Raw genomic sequence first — 14,039 nt, forward strand, 5'->3', positions numbered from 1 at the left:
CCGCCGCGCGCGGGCGGACACGGCACGCACCCCTCCGGCGCCCGCCGTACCCGGGCGAACCAGAGATCACTCCCAGGAAATGTCCGTAAGATGCTGATCTTCCTGAAGTAGACCGATGTTGGAGGCCAGAAAGTGACGACGCTCAGCCGCCGGAACCTGCTCAGGGTGGGCGCGGGGGCGCTGCCCGCCCTCGCGCTGGGCACCCGGCCCGCCCTGGCGGCTCCCCTCCTGCCGGAAGTCACGGTCTCCGGCACCGCCCCCTCCTCGCTGGCCGGGTTCGACAACGTGATGAAGACCTTCGTCAAGGAACGGGGCATCTCCAGCGCGCAACTCGCGATCACCAAGTACGGCAAGCTCGTACTGGCCCGCGGATACACCTACTCGGACGGCTCACGCTATGTCCCGCAGACGACCCCGACCTCGCTGTTCCGCATCGCGAGCCTGAGCAAGCACATCACGGCCACCGCGATCATGCGACTGGTCCAGGACGGCAGGCTGAGCCTGTCGGCCCCGGTCACCACGCTGCTGGGCCTGTCGGCCACCGCCGACCCCAGGCTCGCCCAGGTGACCGTGCTGCGCCTGCTGCAGCACCTCGGCGGCTGGGACCGGGACGCCTCGGGCGACCAGCTCTGGCAGGACCACGCGATCTCCGCCGCGCTGGACGTGCCGCTGCCGATCAGCCAGGACGACATCGTCCGCTACGCCACCGGACGGCCGCTGGACTTCGACCCGGGCTCGAAGATGGCCTACAGCAACTACGGCTACCTGCTGCTCGGCCGGATCGTCGAGAAGGTCTCCGGCATGGACTACGAGTCCTACGTCCGCCAGACGCTGCTCGCCCCGGTGGGCGTCACCCGGATGCGGATCGGCCGCAGCCTGCGGTCGGAGGCGCTGCCGGGCGAGGTGTCCTACGCCTCGCAGTACACCCGCAAGACGGTGCTGGACGACTCCGGCACCGTGGTGCCGTACCAGTACGGCGGGTTCAACGTGCCCAACCATGACGCCAACGGCGGCTGGGTGGCCTCGGCGGTGGACCTCGTGCGGTTCGCCCGCGTCTTCGACGCCGCCGGAACGGTGCTGAACTCCACGTCGATCTCCCGGATGTTCGCCAAGCCGGAGATCGGCGTCAGCGGCGACGGCTGGTGGTACGGCGCCGGCTGGTACGTCCGCCAGGTCACCGGCCACCTCAACACCTGGCACGCGGGCAGCATGCCGGGCACCTACACCTACCTGGCCCGGCTGCAGAACGGCTTCACCTACGCGGCCCTGTTCAACCGGCGGGAGGAGACGGGCACGCTCGACTTCGACGTGCTCAGCCCGCAGATGAACGCCGTCAAGGTGACGAGCTGGCCCACGACGGACCTGTTCGCGAAGTACCTCTGATGCTCCGGTGCGGCTCCGCCGCCCGTCCGCGCGGGCGGGCGGCGGGCCGTCAGAGCTCGTCGCGGATCCGCCTGAGGATCTCGGGGGTGCGCGAGGCCGGCTCGGCCTCGATGCAGAGCCGCTCCATCACCTCGATGTAGCGCTCCACCTCGTCGCGCTTCTCCAGGTAGACCGCGCTGGTGAGCTGCTCCAGGTAGACGATGTCCGGCAGGTCGGGCTGGGCGAAGCGCAGGATGCTGAAGGGACCGCCGGCCGCGGCGTGGCCGCCGACGCTGAACGGCACGATCTGCACCGTCACGTTCGGCAGCTCCAGGGCTGCCAGGATGTGGTCGATCTGGCCGCGCATCACCTCGGCCCCGCCGAGCGGGCGGCGCAGCACCGCCTCGTCCAGCACCGCCCACAGGTGGGGCGGGTCGGAGCCGCGCAGCACCCGCTGGCGCGCCATGCGCAGCCGTACCCGGCGCTCCAGCTCCTCCTCGCCCGCGGCGGGGAAGCCGAGCAGGATCACGGCCCGCGCGTAGTCCTCGCTCTGCAGCAGGCCGGGCACGAACTGGACCTCGTAGTTGCGGATGCCGGAGGCCGACTCCTCCAGGCCGACGTAGGTCTCGAACCAGTTCGGCAGGACGTCGTTGTAGTTGTGCCACCAGCCGGTCTGGTTGGCCCGCTCGACGAGGGAGAGCAGGGGCCGGCGCTCGTCGTCGTCGGTCACGCCGTACATGGTGAGCAGGTCGGCGACGTCGCGGACCCGGAAGCTCACCCGGCCGAGCTCCATCCGGCTGATCTTCGAGTGGGAGGCGCGGATGGCGTGGCCGGCCTCCTCCAGGGTGATGCCGCGGCCCTCCCGGAGCCTGCGCAGCTGGGCGCCGAGCATGATCCGGAGAACCGTCGAGCTGCCCCTCGGCGCGGCGATGGGAATCGGAACGGCCGGTTCGCCGTCGGCGCGAGGTATGGTCATCAGCAGTCCTTCGTGCGCGGAACGCGACCCCCCGCCCACTCTTTGTGGCCGTCGCGAGCCTTCACCGTACTCCGATCACTCGTTCCCGGCCACAGCGAATTTTATTCTTCAACCAATCGTGACAATAAGGTCGTCGAAATCCCCGCCCTTCACTCCCCTGACGAAGGCGTCGAGGTCGTTCCGGGTGTAGACCAGGGCCGGCCCGTCGGGGTCGCGGGAGTTGCGTACGGCGACCGCGCCGCCGGGCAGGGGAGCCAGTTCGACGCAGTTGCCGCTGGGGTTGCTGAACCGGCTCTTGCGCCACACCGCTCCAGCCAGCAGAGCCGCCGAGACGCCGTTGAGCTGCTCGTTCATCCTCGCCTCTCACGGGAACCGCAGGGAAGAAACGCCTCGATCATAGAGCTTTGTGCATCTGCACGTGCATCTGTACTTGCTTATGCACAACACTCATGGGCAATATAGCTATTCGCATTGCGCTTGTTACGCGAACGCCACGCATCCCAAGGTCACAGATGACTGGTCACCCCACGCACCCCGCCCCCTCCCTCCGGTCCGAGACCGGCGGATGGGAGCGGTGGCTGTCCCTCCTCGGCCGCATCCTTCCCCCGGGCGGCCCACCCCCATGGTCCGGCGCCGAGGTCCCGGCCGGGCAGCTCCGCCTGGCCGCGCGCGGACTGTCCCACGATCGCCGGGCGGCCCGCACCGCGCGGGAGTTCGCCGCGGCCGCGCTGGTGTCCTGGGAGCTCGAACCCCTGGTCGACGACGCCTCCGTGGTGGTGTCGGAGCTGGTCACCAACGCGGTGCGGCACGGGCTGCGGGGAGATGCCCGCGCCCGGCCGTTCCACGACGTCCGGGTCGTCGTCTGCCACACCGAGCGCGCGGTGCTGTGCGCGGTCACCGACCCCCGCGACGAGGGCCCCCGGCTGCGCGAGCCGGACCACGAGGCCGAGAGCGGCCGCGGCCTGCAGGTCGTGCAGGGGATCTGCGAGACGTGGGGATGGGCCCCGCTGGAGACCAGCGGCAAGGCCGTGTGGGCGTCGTTCGCCCTTCCCGGCAGGACCGCCCGGCGCCTGGAGGCGTGCCGCTGAGCCGCGGCGGAAAAATAAGAATATTTCTCTTTTTATCCACTCGCCGATGTCTATCCTTCGCCGCCGGTGTTCTCTACCCTCACAGGCGACGAGGGAGGTGACATGAACGGCACGGACCGGCGTCCGCCACCGCGGCTGGACACGAGCACACCCAACGTCGCCCGGATGCTGGACTACATCCTCGGCGGCAAGGACAACTTCGCGGCCGACCGGGAGGCCGCCGAGCAGATCCTGGCGATCGCCCCGGAGATCAGGAACATGGTCGAGGAGACCGAGGCGTTCCTCGGCCGGGCGGTGCGCCACCTGGCCCACGAGGGGATCGACCAGTTCCTCGCCCTCGGCTGGGGCCTGCCCACCCGGGAGAACGTCCACCAGGTCGCCCGCTCGGTCGCCCCCGGGGCCCGCGTGGTCTACGTCGCCGACGACCCGGTCGCGCTCTCCCACGGCAGGGCGCTGCTGGCCACCGACGACGCCACCGCCGTCGTCCGGGGCGACGTCCTCCACCAGGACGAGCTGATGGCCGACCCGGAGCTGCGGGCGCTCATCGACCCCGACCGGCCGACGGCCGTCCTGATCACCAACGCGCTCCAGTTCATCCCCGACGAGGACGACCCGTACAAGAGCGTGGCGCTGCTGCGCGACTCGCTGGCGGTCGGCAGTCACCTCGTCATCGCCCACGCCGTCTTCGACGACCACCCCGAGGTGGCCGACCCGATCACCGCGGTCTACCGCAGGGTCCTCAGCCGCTACGGCGAGCGGGCCGCACGCACGCGCCGCGAGGTGCTGCGCTTCTTCGACGGCATGGAACTGGTGGAGCCGGGCTTCGTGTACGCCCGCCACTGGCGTCCCGACAACCCGCTCGCCGCGCGGCGCCCCGCCAGGACCTGGACGATGGCCGGGGTGGCCCGCAAGACGGGCTGACCCGCCCGTCAGCGGGCCGCCGTCAGCAGGCCCTCGCGCTCGACCGCCTCCAGGAGGAGGGTCTTGTACCCGACCTCGTCGAACAGCACGGTGATGCGGTCGCTCTCCCTGCTCATCACCATGCCGTCGCCCCAGGAGCTGTGGTGCACCTTGGCGTGCATGGCGAAGGAGTCGCTGGGCTCGGGCCCGGCGGGCGCGCCCTCCCGGCAGGTGTCGCACGCGCCGCAGGCGCGCTCGTACGGCTCGCCGAAGTACTCCAGCAGGAACCGGCGGCGGCAGCCGGTCGTCTCGGCGTAGCCGCGCATCATGTCGATGCGGGACTCGTCGATGCGGCGGCGGGTGTCGTCGATCTCGACGGCCCGCGCCGTCGCCTCCTTCGGCTCCGGCCCGCCGGGGACGACGCGCACGTCGCCCTCGGTGGTGACCTCGACCGCGCCGACCTTCTCCAGCAGGTTAACCACCCGGGTGAGCCGGGTGGGGCCGACGTCCAGCACGGCGCGCAGCTCGCCCGCCGGGACGGCGCCGCCGTGCTCGCCGAGCAGCGTGGCGGTCCGCAGCAGAAGCTCCTCGTCGGCCCGGCCTCCGGCGAAGAAGCGGCGCAGGCCCAGGTCCTCCGGCCGGTAGAACAGCACGGCGGAGGCCGGGCCGCCGTCCCGCCCGGCGCGGCCGATCTCCTGGTAGTAGGAGTCGGGGGACTCCGGCGGGGCGGCGTGCAGCACGTAGCGCACGTCGGGTTTGTCGATCCCCATGCCGAACGCCGAGGTCGCCACGACGACGTCGACCTCGCCGTCGCGGAACAGCTCGTGCACCCGCTGCCGTTCGGCCGCCTTCATGCCCGCGTGGTAGGCCTCGACCCGGCGGCCCCGCTCACGCAGCTCGGCGGCGTACTCCTCGGTGGCGCGCCGGGTGGCGACGTAGACCAGTCCGACGCCCTCGCGGGAGGCGGCGTCCTCCACCAGCGCCCGCCGCAGGTCCTCGGCGGTGACGAAGCGGCGCACCTCCAGGTCGATGTTGGGCCGGTCGAAGCCCCGCACGATCCGGTGGACGTCCCTCAGGCCCAGCGTCTGGACGATCTCCTCCTGGACCGACGGGGTGGCCGTGGCGGTCAGCGCCGCCACCGGCGGATGGCCGAGGGCCTCGATCACCCGCCCCAGGCCCAGGTAGTCGGGGCGGAAGTCGTGTCCCCACGCCGACACGCAGTGGGCCTCGTCGATGGCGATCAGCGAGGGGCGGGCCGCGCGGAGCCGCTCGATCGTCTCGTGCTTGGCGAGCTGCTCCGGGGACAGGAACAGGAACTCCGCCGTGCCCTTGCGGATCGCCTCGAAGGACGCCTCGCCGTCGGACTGCGCGGAGTTGACGGCGACCGCCCCGCCGGCGTCGGCCTCCCGCAGCCCGGCCACCTGGTCGCGCTGCAGGGCGATCAGTGGCGACACCACCACCGTCGGCCCGTCGATGAGCAGTGCGGGGATCTGGTAGACGGCCGACTTGCCGGCCCCGGTGGGCATGACCACCAGCGTGTCCCCGCCGTCCATCAGGTGGCGCATGGCCTCCGGTTGCCCGGGACGCAGGTCGTCCCATCCGAAGGCCTCGCGGGCGGTCTCCCTCAGCCGCCGCGCCACCTGGCCGGACCCGCCCTCGCTCATAACGACTCCCCCGTCCCTGCTCGAATACCCCGCCCGTTCCCACGGACGGGCGGGGTAGTCCTCGACGAGGAGACGAAGGAGAAAGGCCTCGTCAGAAGCTCGGCCGGAGGCGCCGTCAGTGGCGCCGCCGGGAGCGCCGTCGGAGGCGCGGTCAGGGGCGTCCGCCGCGGGCGCCCCCGCCCGGCCGGTCAGCTCGGCGACGCCGAGGCCGACGCCCCGGCCTCGGGCATCAGGACCGAGTCGATGAGGTAGATGGTGGCGTTGGACGTCTGGATGTTGCCGCAGAGGATCTTGGCGTCGTTGACGGTGTACTCCTCACCGGAGCCCGAGACGTTCAGCGTGCCGCCGCCCACGGTGGTCAGCGTCCCGCTGGCGAGGTCGGCCTGGGTCTTGCGGCCCTCGACGACGTGGTTATGGATGATCTTGGTGAGCTGTTCCTTGTCCTGCAGGACCTTGGCCATGGCCTCCTTCGGGATCTTGGTGAAGGCCTCGTTGACGGGTGCGAACACCGTGACGTCCTGGGCGGACTTCAGCTGGTCGGTCAGCCCGGCGGCGTGGACGGCCTTGTTGAGCGTGGACAGCTGGGGAATGTCCTGCAGGGCCTGGTCGAGCGACTCGTTCTTCAGCTCGGCCGGGCTGCCCTTGCCCTCCGCCGGCAGCTGGGAGCAGCCGGGGCCGAACGGCTGGCCCGCCTCACCGGCCGACGGCGAGCCGGACATCTCGGTGGGTCCGGGGGAGGTCATGTCCGTAGGCCCCGGGCTGGGCGTGGTCAGGAAGGAGGCCGCGGTGACGGCCTGCGCCGCCGGGGCCGCCGCCAGGGTGAGGGCCGCCAGTGCCGAGGCGAGAAGAGACTTCTTCACGGTGATCTCCTTGTCGGACGGTTGAGCCCTCCGGGATCCGGTCGGGCGGACCCGAAGGTGCCCATCGTTCTCTTCGTTGATCGATTCCCCCACAATTTGCCGATAAATACCGCATAAGGTGACTCTTGACTACATATCTCCCTAAGTGATCAGTTGGGGGCGCGGCCATGGTGTGTCGCCGTACCGGGGGGTGGACGGTCCCGACGCTCCACGCCCGACGCTCCACGCCCGGCACGGCTCGGAGCGGGCGGCGGCCCGAGGCCGGCCGGTACGGCGTCGGCCGGGGCTCGCGGGGCTCACGGGGGCTCGCGTGCGGCCCCACGCGGGCTCTATCCGAGCCGTACCGTGATCTCCCCGCCGAGCTGGAAGCCGCCGGTCAGCTCCAGGTCGTCGCCGCTCCAGAAGCGGCCGGGGTCGTACCAGTGGGGCCGGCGCCCGGCCGGGAGCAGGCCCATCTCCTCGTAGGTGACGGCGACGACCTCCGCGCAGTAGGCGCTCTCCAGGGTGTTGCCGGTCGCGGCGCGCCGGAGGGCCCGCGGCATCCGCCCGCGCAGCCAGCGCCCGGCGAGCCGGGCCGTGGAGGGGAACGGCGTGCCGTCCAGCCGGGAGATGACGCGCAGCACCGCGTCCTCCATCTCGGCGGTGACCTCGGGTTCGAGCTGGCGCAGCCAGCCGCGCTGGCCGTACCGGGTGGCCCAGACGCGGACCGCGTCGCGCAGGTCGTGCAGCTGGACGCCGCGCTGGTGGGTGCCGGACCACAGGTCGGGCAGCGACCGGCCCAGCTCGGCGTGCCACATCAGGGGAGGCATGTCCTCGATGACGACGGACATGCCGACGTGGTTGACGGGGCTGTTCGTCACCGTCTGGATGGCCCGGTCGGGCACGCTGCGGCCGCGGAACAGCCACACGTCGCCGGTGCGGGTCAGGTTGACCGCCTCGTCGAGGCTGACGCTTTTGCCGATCACGGGAAGTAGCCTAGGCACATGCGGTGGTGGAAGATAGTCGGCCTGGCCGGGGTGGCGGGTGTCGCGGCGACCGGGGCGGTGGTGGTCCGGGCCGAGCGGCGGCGGCGTTCCTACACGCCGGAGGAGATCCGGGCCCGGCTCCGGGCCCGCCTGGAGGAGATCGAGGAGACCTCCGCGACCGGATCCGGCGCGGACGGTCACTCCAGCGCGGCGGAGGCGTAGACGCGGCGGTCGAACAGGCCCGCGCGCACCTGGTAGACGTTGACGATCATCAGCATGAGCACCGAGTAGAGCGCGTACAGCCCGCCGTTCAGCCCCACGGCGAGATCGACGGGCAGGGCGAAGGCGATCACCGCGCGGACCGCCGCGTCGGCCAGCGCCCCGGCCCCCCAGATGATCGTGGAGACCCGCCAGATGCGGCGGAAGAGCGGCGAGTGCTCCCACAGTTCGTCCCACGGCCGCCACCGGGCGACGGCCCACCCCTCCAGCAGCGGCCGGGACAGCCGCATCGCCATCGGCCTGGGGCCGTGGACCGGGTCGCCGCCGCGCGCCGAGTACAGGAACCACCCGCCGAAGACCGCCATCAGCAGGGCTCCCTTGAGGAGGATGAGGCGGGGACTCCCGGTGACCAGCGTCAGGCCGGCCCCGGCCAGCGTCACACCCGTCATGAAGAGGCCCACCGGGTCGAGCCGGCGCTCCCTGACGAAGGTGAGGGTCATGCCCGCGCCCGGCATCAGCGAGCAGGTGAGCAGCGCGGCGGTCTCGCCGAGGCCGGCCGCGCGCAGCAGGTAGTAGAGCCCGGCGGGCGCCACCAGGTCGACCAGCAGGAGGAGCCCCGCGCGGGCGCGGCCGTTCATCGGGGCCCCCGGGACCGGCTCGGCACGCGCACCGTTTTTACTCCCATGAGTAATAAATAACTCAGCCAAGTAATAACCGCAAGGGGTGAACGCCGAAGGGGGCGGTGAGCCGCCGATACGCGGGTAAGTACCGTTGGCCTTGGCGATGTGGCCCCGGTGAGGTGAGGAGAATCTGATGACGCACGACCGCGCGGGCAAGCCCGCACAGCCGTCCGACCTGGTCGACGTGGCCCGGCTGGTGACCGCCTACTACTCCCTGCGCCCCGACCCCGGCGAGGTCGGCCAGCGGGTGGCGTTCGGAACCTCCGGTCACCGCGGCTCGGCGCTGAAGACGGCCTTCAACGAGGACCACATCCTCGCCACCAGCCAGGCCATCGTGGAGTACCGGGCGGAGCAGGGCATCGACGGCCCGCTGTTCCTCGGGGCCGACAGCCACGCGCTGTCGGAGCCGGCGCGGGTCTCGGCGCTGGAGGTCTTCGCCGCCAACGGGGTGCGGGTCCTGATCGACGACCGCGACGGCTACACCCCGACCCCGGCGGTCTCCCACGCGATCCTCACCCACAACCGGGGCCGTACGGCCGGCCTCGCCGACGGCGTGGTGGTGACGCCCTCGCACAACCCGCCCGCCGACGGCGGCTTCAAGTACAACCCGCCGAACGGCGGCCCGGCCGACACCGACGCCACCTCCTGGATCCAGGACCGCGCCAACACCCTCATCGCGGAGGGGCTGAAGGGCGTGCGGCGCGTCCCCTACGCGAAGGCGCTGGCCGCCGAGACGACCGGGCGCTACGACTTCCTCGGCACCTACGTCGACGACCTGCCCTCGGTGCTGGACCTCGACGCGATCCGGTCGGCCGGGGTGCGGATCGGCGCCGACCCGCTGGGCGGCGCGAGCGTCGCCTACTGGGGGGAGATCGCCGAGCGGCACCGGCTGGACCTGACGGTGGTCAACCCGCTGACCGACCCGACGTGGCGGTTCATGACCCTCGACTGGGACGGCAGGATCCGGATGGACTGCTCGTCGCCGTACGCGATGGCCTCGCTGATCCAGAACCGCGAGGCGTACGACGTGTCCACCGGCAACGACGCCGACGCCGACCGGCACGGCATCGTCACCCCCGACGGCGGCCTGATGAACCCCAACCACTACCTCGCGGTGGCGATCTCCTACCTCTACTCGCACCGGCCGGACTGGCCGGCCGGCGCCGGGGTGGGCAAGACGCTGGTGAGCAGCGGCATGATCGACCGGGTGGCCGCCGACCTGGGCCGGCGCCTGGTGGAGGTGCCGGTCGGCTTCAAGTGGTTCGTGCCGGGGCTGCTGGACGGTTCCCTCGGCTTCGGCGGCGAGGAGAGCGCCGGGGCGTCGTTCCTGCGCCGCGACGGCGGGGTGTGGACCACCGACAAGGACGGGATCATCCTGGCGCTGCTGGCCTCGGAGATCACCGCGACCACCGGCCGCTCGCCGAGCGAGCACTACGCCGCGCTGACCGGGAGGTTCGGCGACCCCGCCTACGCCCGGGTGGACGCCCCCGCCTCCCGCGAGGAGAAGGCGATCCTGTCCCGGCTCTCGGCCGACCAGGTCACCGCCGACACCCTCGCCGGCGAGCCGATCAGGGAGGTGCTCACCACCGCGCCCGGCAACGGCGCCCCGCTGGGCGGGGTCAAGGTCGCCACCGACAGCGCCTGGTTCGCCGCCCGCCCCTCCGGCACCGAGGACGTCTACAAGATCTACGCCGAGTCCTTCAAGGGCCCGGAACACCTCACCCAGGTGCAGGAGGCCGCCCGGGACCTGGTGTCGCAGGCGCTGAAGTGAGGGGACCCCGCGGGTCCGGGGCGGGGCACCGGCCCGGACCCGCGGGGCGGCGCCCGGGGCGGTGACCCGAAGGGCCGGTGACGGCCCGCCCGGCCGGACACCTCGAGGTCACGACGCTAGGCGAACATGCGCCAGGCGGCGGGGACGACCCTCCAGTGCCGCCTGGCCGCCGGGCCGGTCAGCTCGCCGTCGGCGTTCGCCGGCACGGGCTCGCCCTCGACCGCCACGTCGCGGCCCCGGGCGGTGACGACGTCCCGCAGCTCCGGGTGGCGGCCGCCCCGCAGCCGCAGCGCGTAGACGAGCCGCCGCACCGGCCCGGTGGTCAGCGCCGCGACGACGTCCACCATGCCGTCGTCGGGCCTGGCCTCGGGGGTCAGCGGGGTGCCGCCGCCGATGGTGACGCCGTTGCCGACACCGAGCATGAGCAGCCGCCGGTCGGTGAGCGTCCGGCCGTCCACGGTCACGCGCAGCCGCCAGCCGGTGCTCCGCACACCCGCGAGCAGCGCGCCGACGGCGTAGGCGAGCTTTCCGAGGCCGGGCTTGAGCGGCGTGGCCCGCTCGGACGCCTCCGCCCCGACGCCGAGGTGCACCGCGTTGACGACGATCCCGCCCTCGTCGTCCACCAGCAGGTCCAGGGGGCGCGGCCGGCCGGCGAGCACGACGCGGGCGGCCTCCTCCGGGTCCAGCGGGATGCCCAGACCGCGGGCGAAGTCGTTTCCGGTGCCCATGGGGATCAGCCCCACGACGCGGGAGCCCAGCTCGCCGCGCCGGTGCAGGGCGGCGACCGTCACGTGCAGCGATCCGTCACCGCCCAGCACGACCACGTCCCGGCCGGGGTGGGCGTCGAGCGCCTCGCCGAGATCCCTCTCCCCCTCACCCGTCATGACCTCGACGACGTCGGCCCCGGCGCGCAGCGTCTTCAGCGCCGCGTCCCGCGCGGCGTCGTCGGCGCTTCCCGCTCCCCCGTTGCAGACCGCCAGCAGCTCCGCCATGCCGTCCCCTCCCGGTTCCCCTCCCGTGCCTCACCTCCCCGGTCACTGCCCGCCACGGGCGCGGTCACGCGCGGTCAGCCCGCCCTCCACCAGCGGGCCGCCGTCCAGGTCCCCGCGGCGAGGGCGAACAGCCCGCCGAGGCCGTACGCCCAGGCGGTCGTCGTCTCCGACAGGTAGCCGTTGCCCACGATCAGCACCGCCATGACCACCACGCTCAGCATGCCCACGCCCAGCCCGGTGAGCAGGGCGAGCAGGAACGCCTTCAGCAGGCGGACCGGCAGCCGGTCCCGGCGGGGCGGCGCCAGGACCGCCACCAACCGCCGGACGACGATCTCGGGGTCGTCGCCCAGCCGCCCGGCGGCGAACTGGGTGGGCATCCGGCCGTGCTCCGGCTCGCTCAGGTAGATCCATCTGCTGCCGTCCAGGAAGACCGCCGCGTCGGCGGAGCCGGGCAGGCGCAGCGACAGGAAGGGGGTGCCCTCGGGGAACTCCCTGCGGTCGTGCCGGATGACGGGCGCGGTGGCGTCGAACGCCGCGCTCAGCGCCCGCAGCGCCCGCTCATCGATCAGGTCGCCCATGGCGCTCTCCCCCTCCCCCGTATGTCCATGGTTTCGTACGGCGAAGCGGAGTGGTTGCCGGACCCCGGGTTCCCGGGCCACCGGCTCCTCGGCGGCCCCTCGGCGGCCTTTCCGTCCCTCAGTTCCGGGGCCGCACGGCCAGGGCGGGCGCCAGCTCGGCGAGCTGGGTGACGCCGCGGCGCAGGTCCGGAGGGAGCGGCTGGAGGGCGACGTGGTCGGCCCCGGCGGCGAGGTGGGCGTCGACGCGCCTGGCGACGGCCTCGACGTCGCCCCACGCGACGATCGCGTCCACGAGCCGGTCGCTGCCGCCGCCGGCGAAGTCGTCGTCGCCGTAGCCGAGGTGGCGGAGGTTGCCGGTGTAGTTCGGCAGCCTCAGGTAGGGGCCCATGTGCTCGCGGGCGATCCGCCGGGCGGTGGCCGGGTCGCGTTCCAGGAGGACGGCCTGCTCGGGGGCGAGGATCGGGGCGGATCCGAGGATCTCGCGGGCCGCCCTGGTGTGCTCGGGCGGCACGAAGTAGGGGTGGGCGCCGTCGGCCTTGTCGCGGGCGAGCTCCAGCATGCGGGGGCGCAGCGCGGCCAGCAGCACGGGCGGGGGCGGGACGGCCTCCATCGGCAGCGCCTCCCGCGCCTGGCGCATCGCGTCGAGGTAGGCGCTCATCGCGGCGCGGGGGCGGCTGTAGTCGTGGCCCCGGGAGGTCACCAGGGGTGCGTGGCTGACGCCGATGCCGAGGGCGAACCGGCCCGGGTACGCCTCGCCGTACGTCCAGGCCCCGGCCGCCATGGCGGTGGCGTCGCGGACCCAGATGTTGGCGATGCCGGTGGCGACCGTGACCTCGCGGGTGGCGGCGAGCAGGACGCCCGCGGTGCTCATCGCCTCCCGGCCGGCGGCCGCCTCGCCGTACCAGATCGTGCCGTAGCCGAGGTCCTCGATCTGCGCCGCGGCCCGTCGCGCGTCCGCGACGGGGGCACGGGTGAGAAGGGGGTGCCACACGCCGATCTGTCCCAAGCCCATGGCCGCCCCCCGTCAGCTCGCGCGGGACCGGCCCGGCCGGTCCCGCGCCCGTTCCGCCCGGACGGCGGAACGTCATCCCGTCACGGGGACTACCCCGCCTGGGTCCTGGCCAACACCTGCGGCGCGGCCGGCGCCGGGAGCCTGACGGACGCAGGGGACGGGATGGGCGCCGAACCCGGGGCGGGGACCGTACGCGCGGCGGGCGCCGGGAGCCTGACGGACGCCGGAGACAGGACCGCCGCCGAACCCGGGGCGGGGGCGGGAACCGTACGCGTGGCGGACGGCGGGACCGTGGCGCCCTGCGGCGCGCACAGGTGGCGCAGCACCGGGCGGAGCCGGTCGCGGAGCTCCGGGTCGGCGATCCGCCCGGCCTCGTCGAACCGGCCCGCGGCCGGCGACACCGGCAGGTCCACGCCGTGCACGACGGCGCCGGCGACGCCGAGGACGCGGCGCAGCTCGATCTGCGTCCAGATCGCCTCGTACGGGCGCAGGCAGGCGGTCACCACGCCGACCGGCTTGTCCACCAGGACCGCGCCGCCGCGCCGGGACGCCCAGTCGAGGGCGTGGCGGAGCTGCGGGGGCAGGACGCTGTACGCCGGGGCGGCGATCAGCACGCCGTCCGCGGCGGACAGCGCCCGGCACAGCTCCTCCACCGGGCCCGGAAGCGGGCCGTCCCCGAACGGCGGGACCTCCTCCAGCCCCTCCCAGATCCCGAATCCGGCCGAGGCCGGCAGTTCGTGCCCGGACGCCTCCAGCAGCCTCCTGACGTACGCTCCCGAGCGCAGGCTGCCCGCGATTCCAATGATCTTCATCCCCGACCCCATTCTGTCGCCACGCTGCGACGTATGAGCGAGGGAAAACTCGCCGACGCGGTCACGCGAACGCGGCCGGCGGCGCGCGAGTCCCCAGGCTGTCCGGCAAACCCGCTGTACGAAGGCGGGGTGACCCACCACGGAAGATCCCTCTGCGGCC

15 protein-coding genes are annotated in these 14,039 nt (G+C 73.0%); 5 read left to right on the forward strand and 10 right to left on the reverse strand.

Annotated elements, in window-relative coordinates:
• The first annotated feature begins 132 nt into the window (after nucleotides 1–132).
• Nucleotides 133–1,383, forward strand: coding sequence for a serine hydrolase domain-containing protein (locus ACQP10_RS22750; RefSeq protein ID WP_389999021.1), 1,251 nt, complete (start codon nucleotides 133–135; stop codon nucleotides 1,381–1,383).
• A 49-nt stretch (nucleotides 1,384–1,432) separates the two neighbouring features.
• Here the strand turns inward: ACQP10_RS22750 and ACQP10_RS22755 are convergent, their stop codons facing one another.
• Both ACQP10_RS22755 and ACQP10_RS22760 read right to left on the reverse strand, forming a co-directional pair.
• Nucleotides 1,433–2,338: a helix-turn-helix domain-containing protein gene (locus tag ACQP10_RS22755; RefSeq protein WP_346022373.1), complete on the reverse strand. Its 906-nt coding sequence runs from the start codon at nucleotides 2,336–2,338 to the stop codon at nucleotides 1,433–1,435.
• A gap of 108 nt (nucleotides 2,339–2,446) precedes the next feature.
• Complete coding sequence (locus ACQP10_RS22760) at nucleotides 2,447–2,692, reverse strand: DUF397 domain-containing protein (RefSeq protein ID WP_179828352.1); 246 nt, start codon at nucleotides 2,690–2,692, stop codon at nucleotides 2,447–2,449.
• 158 nt (nucleotides 2,693–2,850) lie between these two features.
• On the opposite strand from ACQP10_RS22760, the gene ACQP10_RS22765 reads away from it, so the two are divergent.
• Complete coding sequence (locus ACQP10_RS22765) at nucleotides 2,851–3,426, forward strand: ATP-binding protein (protein ID WP_346022374.1); 576 nt, start codon at nucleotides 2,851–2,853, stop codon at nucleotides 3,424–3,426.
• A 102-nt stretch (nucleotides 3,427–3,528) separates the two neighbouring features.
• Nucleotides 3,529–4,347, forward strand: a complete 819-nt coding sequence (locus tag ACQP10_RS22770) for an SAM-dependent methyltransferase (RefSeq protein ID WP_346022375.1) — start codon at nucleotides 3,529–3,531, stop codon at nucleotides 4,345–4,347.
• Between the two features lie 8 nt (nucleotides 4,348–4,355).
• On the opposite strand, the gene ACQP10_RS22775 is transcribed toward ACQP10_RS22770, so the two are convergent.
• The 3 genes from ACQP10_RS22775 to ACQP10_RS22785 form a co-directional block, all read right to left on the reverse strand.
• Nucleotides 4,356–5,990 carry a RecQ family ATP-dependent DNA helicase gene (locus ACQP10_RS22775; protein ID WP_389999029.1) on the reverse strand — a complete coding sequence of 545 codons (1,635 nt, stop codon included), beginning with the start codon at nucleotides 5,988–5,990 and terminating at the stop codon, nucleotides 4,356–4,358.
• A gap of 188 nt (nucleotides 5,991–6,178) precedes the next feature.
• Complete coding sequence (locus ACQP10_RS22780) at nucleotides 6,179–6,850, reverse strand: fasciclin domain-containing protein (RefSeq protein ID WP_346022377.1); 672 nt, start codon at nucleotides 6,848–6,850, stop codon at nucleotides 6,179–6,181.
• A gap of 329 nt (nucleotides 6,851–7,179) precedes the next feature.
• Complete coding sequence (locus ACQP10_RS22785) at nucleotides 7,180–7,815, reverse strand: hypothetical protein (protein ID WP_346022378.1); 636 nt, start codon at nucleotides 7,813–7,815, stop codon at nucleotides 7,180–7,182.
• Nucleotides 7,816–7,833: 18 nt separating this feature from the next.
• Here ACQP10_RS22785 and ACQP10_RS22790 point away from each other — a divergent pair, with 18 nt between their 5' ends.
• The gene (locus tag ACQP10_RS22790; protein ID WP_433539678.1) at nucleotides 7,834–8,037 is read left to right on the forward strand and encodes a hypothetical protein; all 204 of its coding nucleotides are present in this window, start codon (nucleotides 7,834–7,836) and stop codon (nucleotides 8,035–8,037) included.
• On the opposite strand, the gene ACQP10_RS22795 is transcribed toward ACQP10_RS22790, so the two are convergent.
• Nucleotides 8,013–8,672 carry a VC0807 family protein gene (locus ACQP10_RS22795; RefSeq protein WP_433539679.1) on the reverse strand — a complete coding sequence of 220 codons (660 nt, stop codon included), beginning with the start codon at nucleotides 8,670–8,672 and terminating at the stop codon, nucleotides 8,013–8,015. The genes ACQP10_RS22790 and ACQP10_RS22795 overlap by 25 nt on opposite strands.
• Before the next feature lie 175 nt (nucleotides 8,673–8,847).
• Here ACQP10_RS22795 and pgm point away from each other — a divergent pair, with 175 nt between their 5' ends.
• The gene (gene pgm, locus ACQP10_RS22800) at nucleotides 8,848–10,485 is read left to right on the forward strand and encodes a phosphoglucomutase (alpha-D-glucose-1,6-bisphosphate-dependent) (protein ID WP_346022381.1); all 1,638 of its coding nucleotides are present in this window, start codon (nucleotides 8,848–8,850) and stop codon (nucleotides 10,483–10,485) included.
• Nucleotides 10,486–10,601: 116 nt separating this feature from the next.
• On the opposite strand, the gene ACQP10_RS22805 is transcribed toward pgm, so the two are convergent.
• From ACQP10_RS22805 to ACQP10_RS22820, 4 genes are all read right to left on the reverse strand, one after another.
• Nucleotides 10,602–11,477 (reverse strand): diacylglycerol/lipid kinase family protein, encoded by an 876-nt coding sequence (locus ACQP10_RS22805; protein WP_346022382.1) that lies wholly within the window; start codon nucleotides 11,475–11,477, stop codon nucleotides 10,602–10,604.
• A 74-nt stretch (nucleotides 11,478–11,551) separates the two neighbouring features.
• Nucleotides 11,552–12,055: a hypothetical protein gene (locus ACQP10_RS22810; RefSeq protein ID WP_346022383.1), complete on the reverse strand. Its 504-nt coding sequence runs from the start codon at nucleotides 12,053–12,055 to the stop codon at nucleotides 11,552–11,554.
• A 118-nt stretch (nucleotides 12,056–12,173) separates the two neighbouring features.
• Nucleotides 12,174–13,067, reverse strand: coding sequence for a TIGR03620 family F420-dependent LLM class oxidoreductase (locus ACQP10_RS22815; protein WP_346022384.1), 894 nt, complete (start codon nucleotides 13,065–13,067; stop codon nucleotides 12,174–12,176).
• 89 nt (nucleotides 13,068–13,156) lie between these two features.
• Nucleotides 13,157–13,879 (reverse strand): NADPH-dependent FMN reductase, encoded by a 723-nt coding sequence (locus ACQP10_RS22820; protein WP_179828332.1) that lies wholly within the window; start codon nucleotides 13,877–13,879, stop codon nucleotides 13,157–13,159.
• Nucleotides 13,880–14,039: the final 160 nt, after the last annotated feature.

It is taken from the genome of Streptosporangium sandarakinum (genome assembly GCF_050942225.1).
Lineage (GTDB): Bacteria > Actinomycetota > Actinomycetes > Streptosporangiales > Streptosporangiaceae > Streptosporangium > Streptosporangium nondiastaticum.

What these genes read in the sequence shown, in the direction of transcription:
- ACQP10_RS22755 (WP_346022373.1), bottom strand. Translation starts at nt 2,338, where the DNA reads ATGACCATACCTCGCGCCGACGGCGAACCGGCCGTTCCGATTCCCATC.
- ACQP10_RS22760 (WP_179828352.1), bottom strand. Translation starts at nt 2,692, where the DNA reads ATGAACGAGCAGCTCAACGGCGTCTCGGCGGCTCTGCTGGCTGGAGCG.
- ACQP10_RS22765 (WP_346022374.1), top strand. Translation starts at nt 2,851, where the DNA reads ATGACTGGTCACCCCACGCACCCCGCCCCCTCCCTCCGGTCCGAGACC.
- ACQP10_RS22770 (WP_346022375.1), top strand. Translation starts at nt 3,529, where the DNA reads ATGAACGGCACGGACCGGCGTCCGCCACCGCGGCTGGACACGAGCACA.
- ACQP10_RS22775 (WP_389999029.1), bottom strand. Translation starts at nt 5,990, where the DNA reads ATGAGCGAGGGCGGGTCCGGCCAGGTGGCGCGGCGGCTGAGGGAGACC.
- ACQP10_RS22790 (WP_433539678.1), top strand. Translation starts at nt 7,834, where the DNA reads ATGCGGTGGTGGAAGATAGTCGGCCTGGCCGGGGTGGCGGGTGTCGCG.
- ACQP10_RS22795 (WP_433539679.1), bottom strand. Translation starts at nt 8,672, where the DNA reads ATGAACGGCCGCGCCCGCGCGGGGCTCCTCCTGCTGGTCGACCTGGTG.
- pgm (WP_346022381.1), top strand. Translation starts at nt 8,848, where the DNA reads ATGACGCACGACCGCGCGGGCAAGCCCGCACAGCCGTCCGACCTGGTC.
- ACQP10_RS22805 (WP_346022382.1), bottom strand. Translation starts at nt 11,477, where the DNA reads ATGGCGGAGCTGCTGGCGGTCTGCAACGGGGGAGCGGGAAGCGCCGAC.
- ACQP10_RS22810 (WP_346022383.1), bottom strand. Translation starts at nt 12,055, where the DNA reads ATGGGCGACCTGATCGATGAGCGGGCGCTGCGGGCGCTGAGCGCGGCG.
- ACQP10_RS22815 (WP_346022384.1), bottom strand. Translation starts at nt 13,067, where the DNA reads ATGGGCTTGGGACAGATCGGCGTGTGGCACCCCCTTCTCACCCGTGCC.
- ACQP10_RS22820 (WP_179828332.1), bottom strand. Translation starts at nt 13,879, where the DNA reads ATGAAGATCATTGGAATCGCGGGCAGCCTGCGCTCGGGAGCGTACGTC.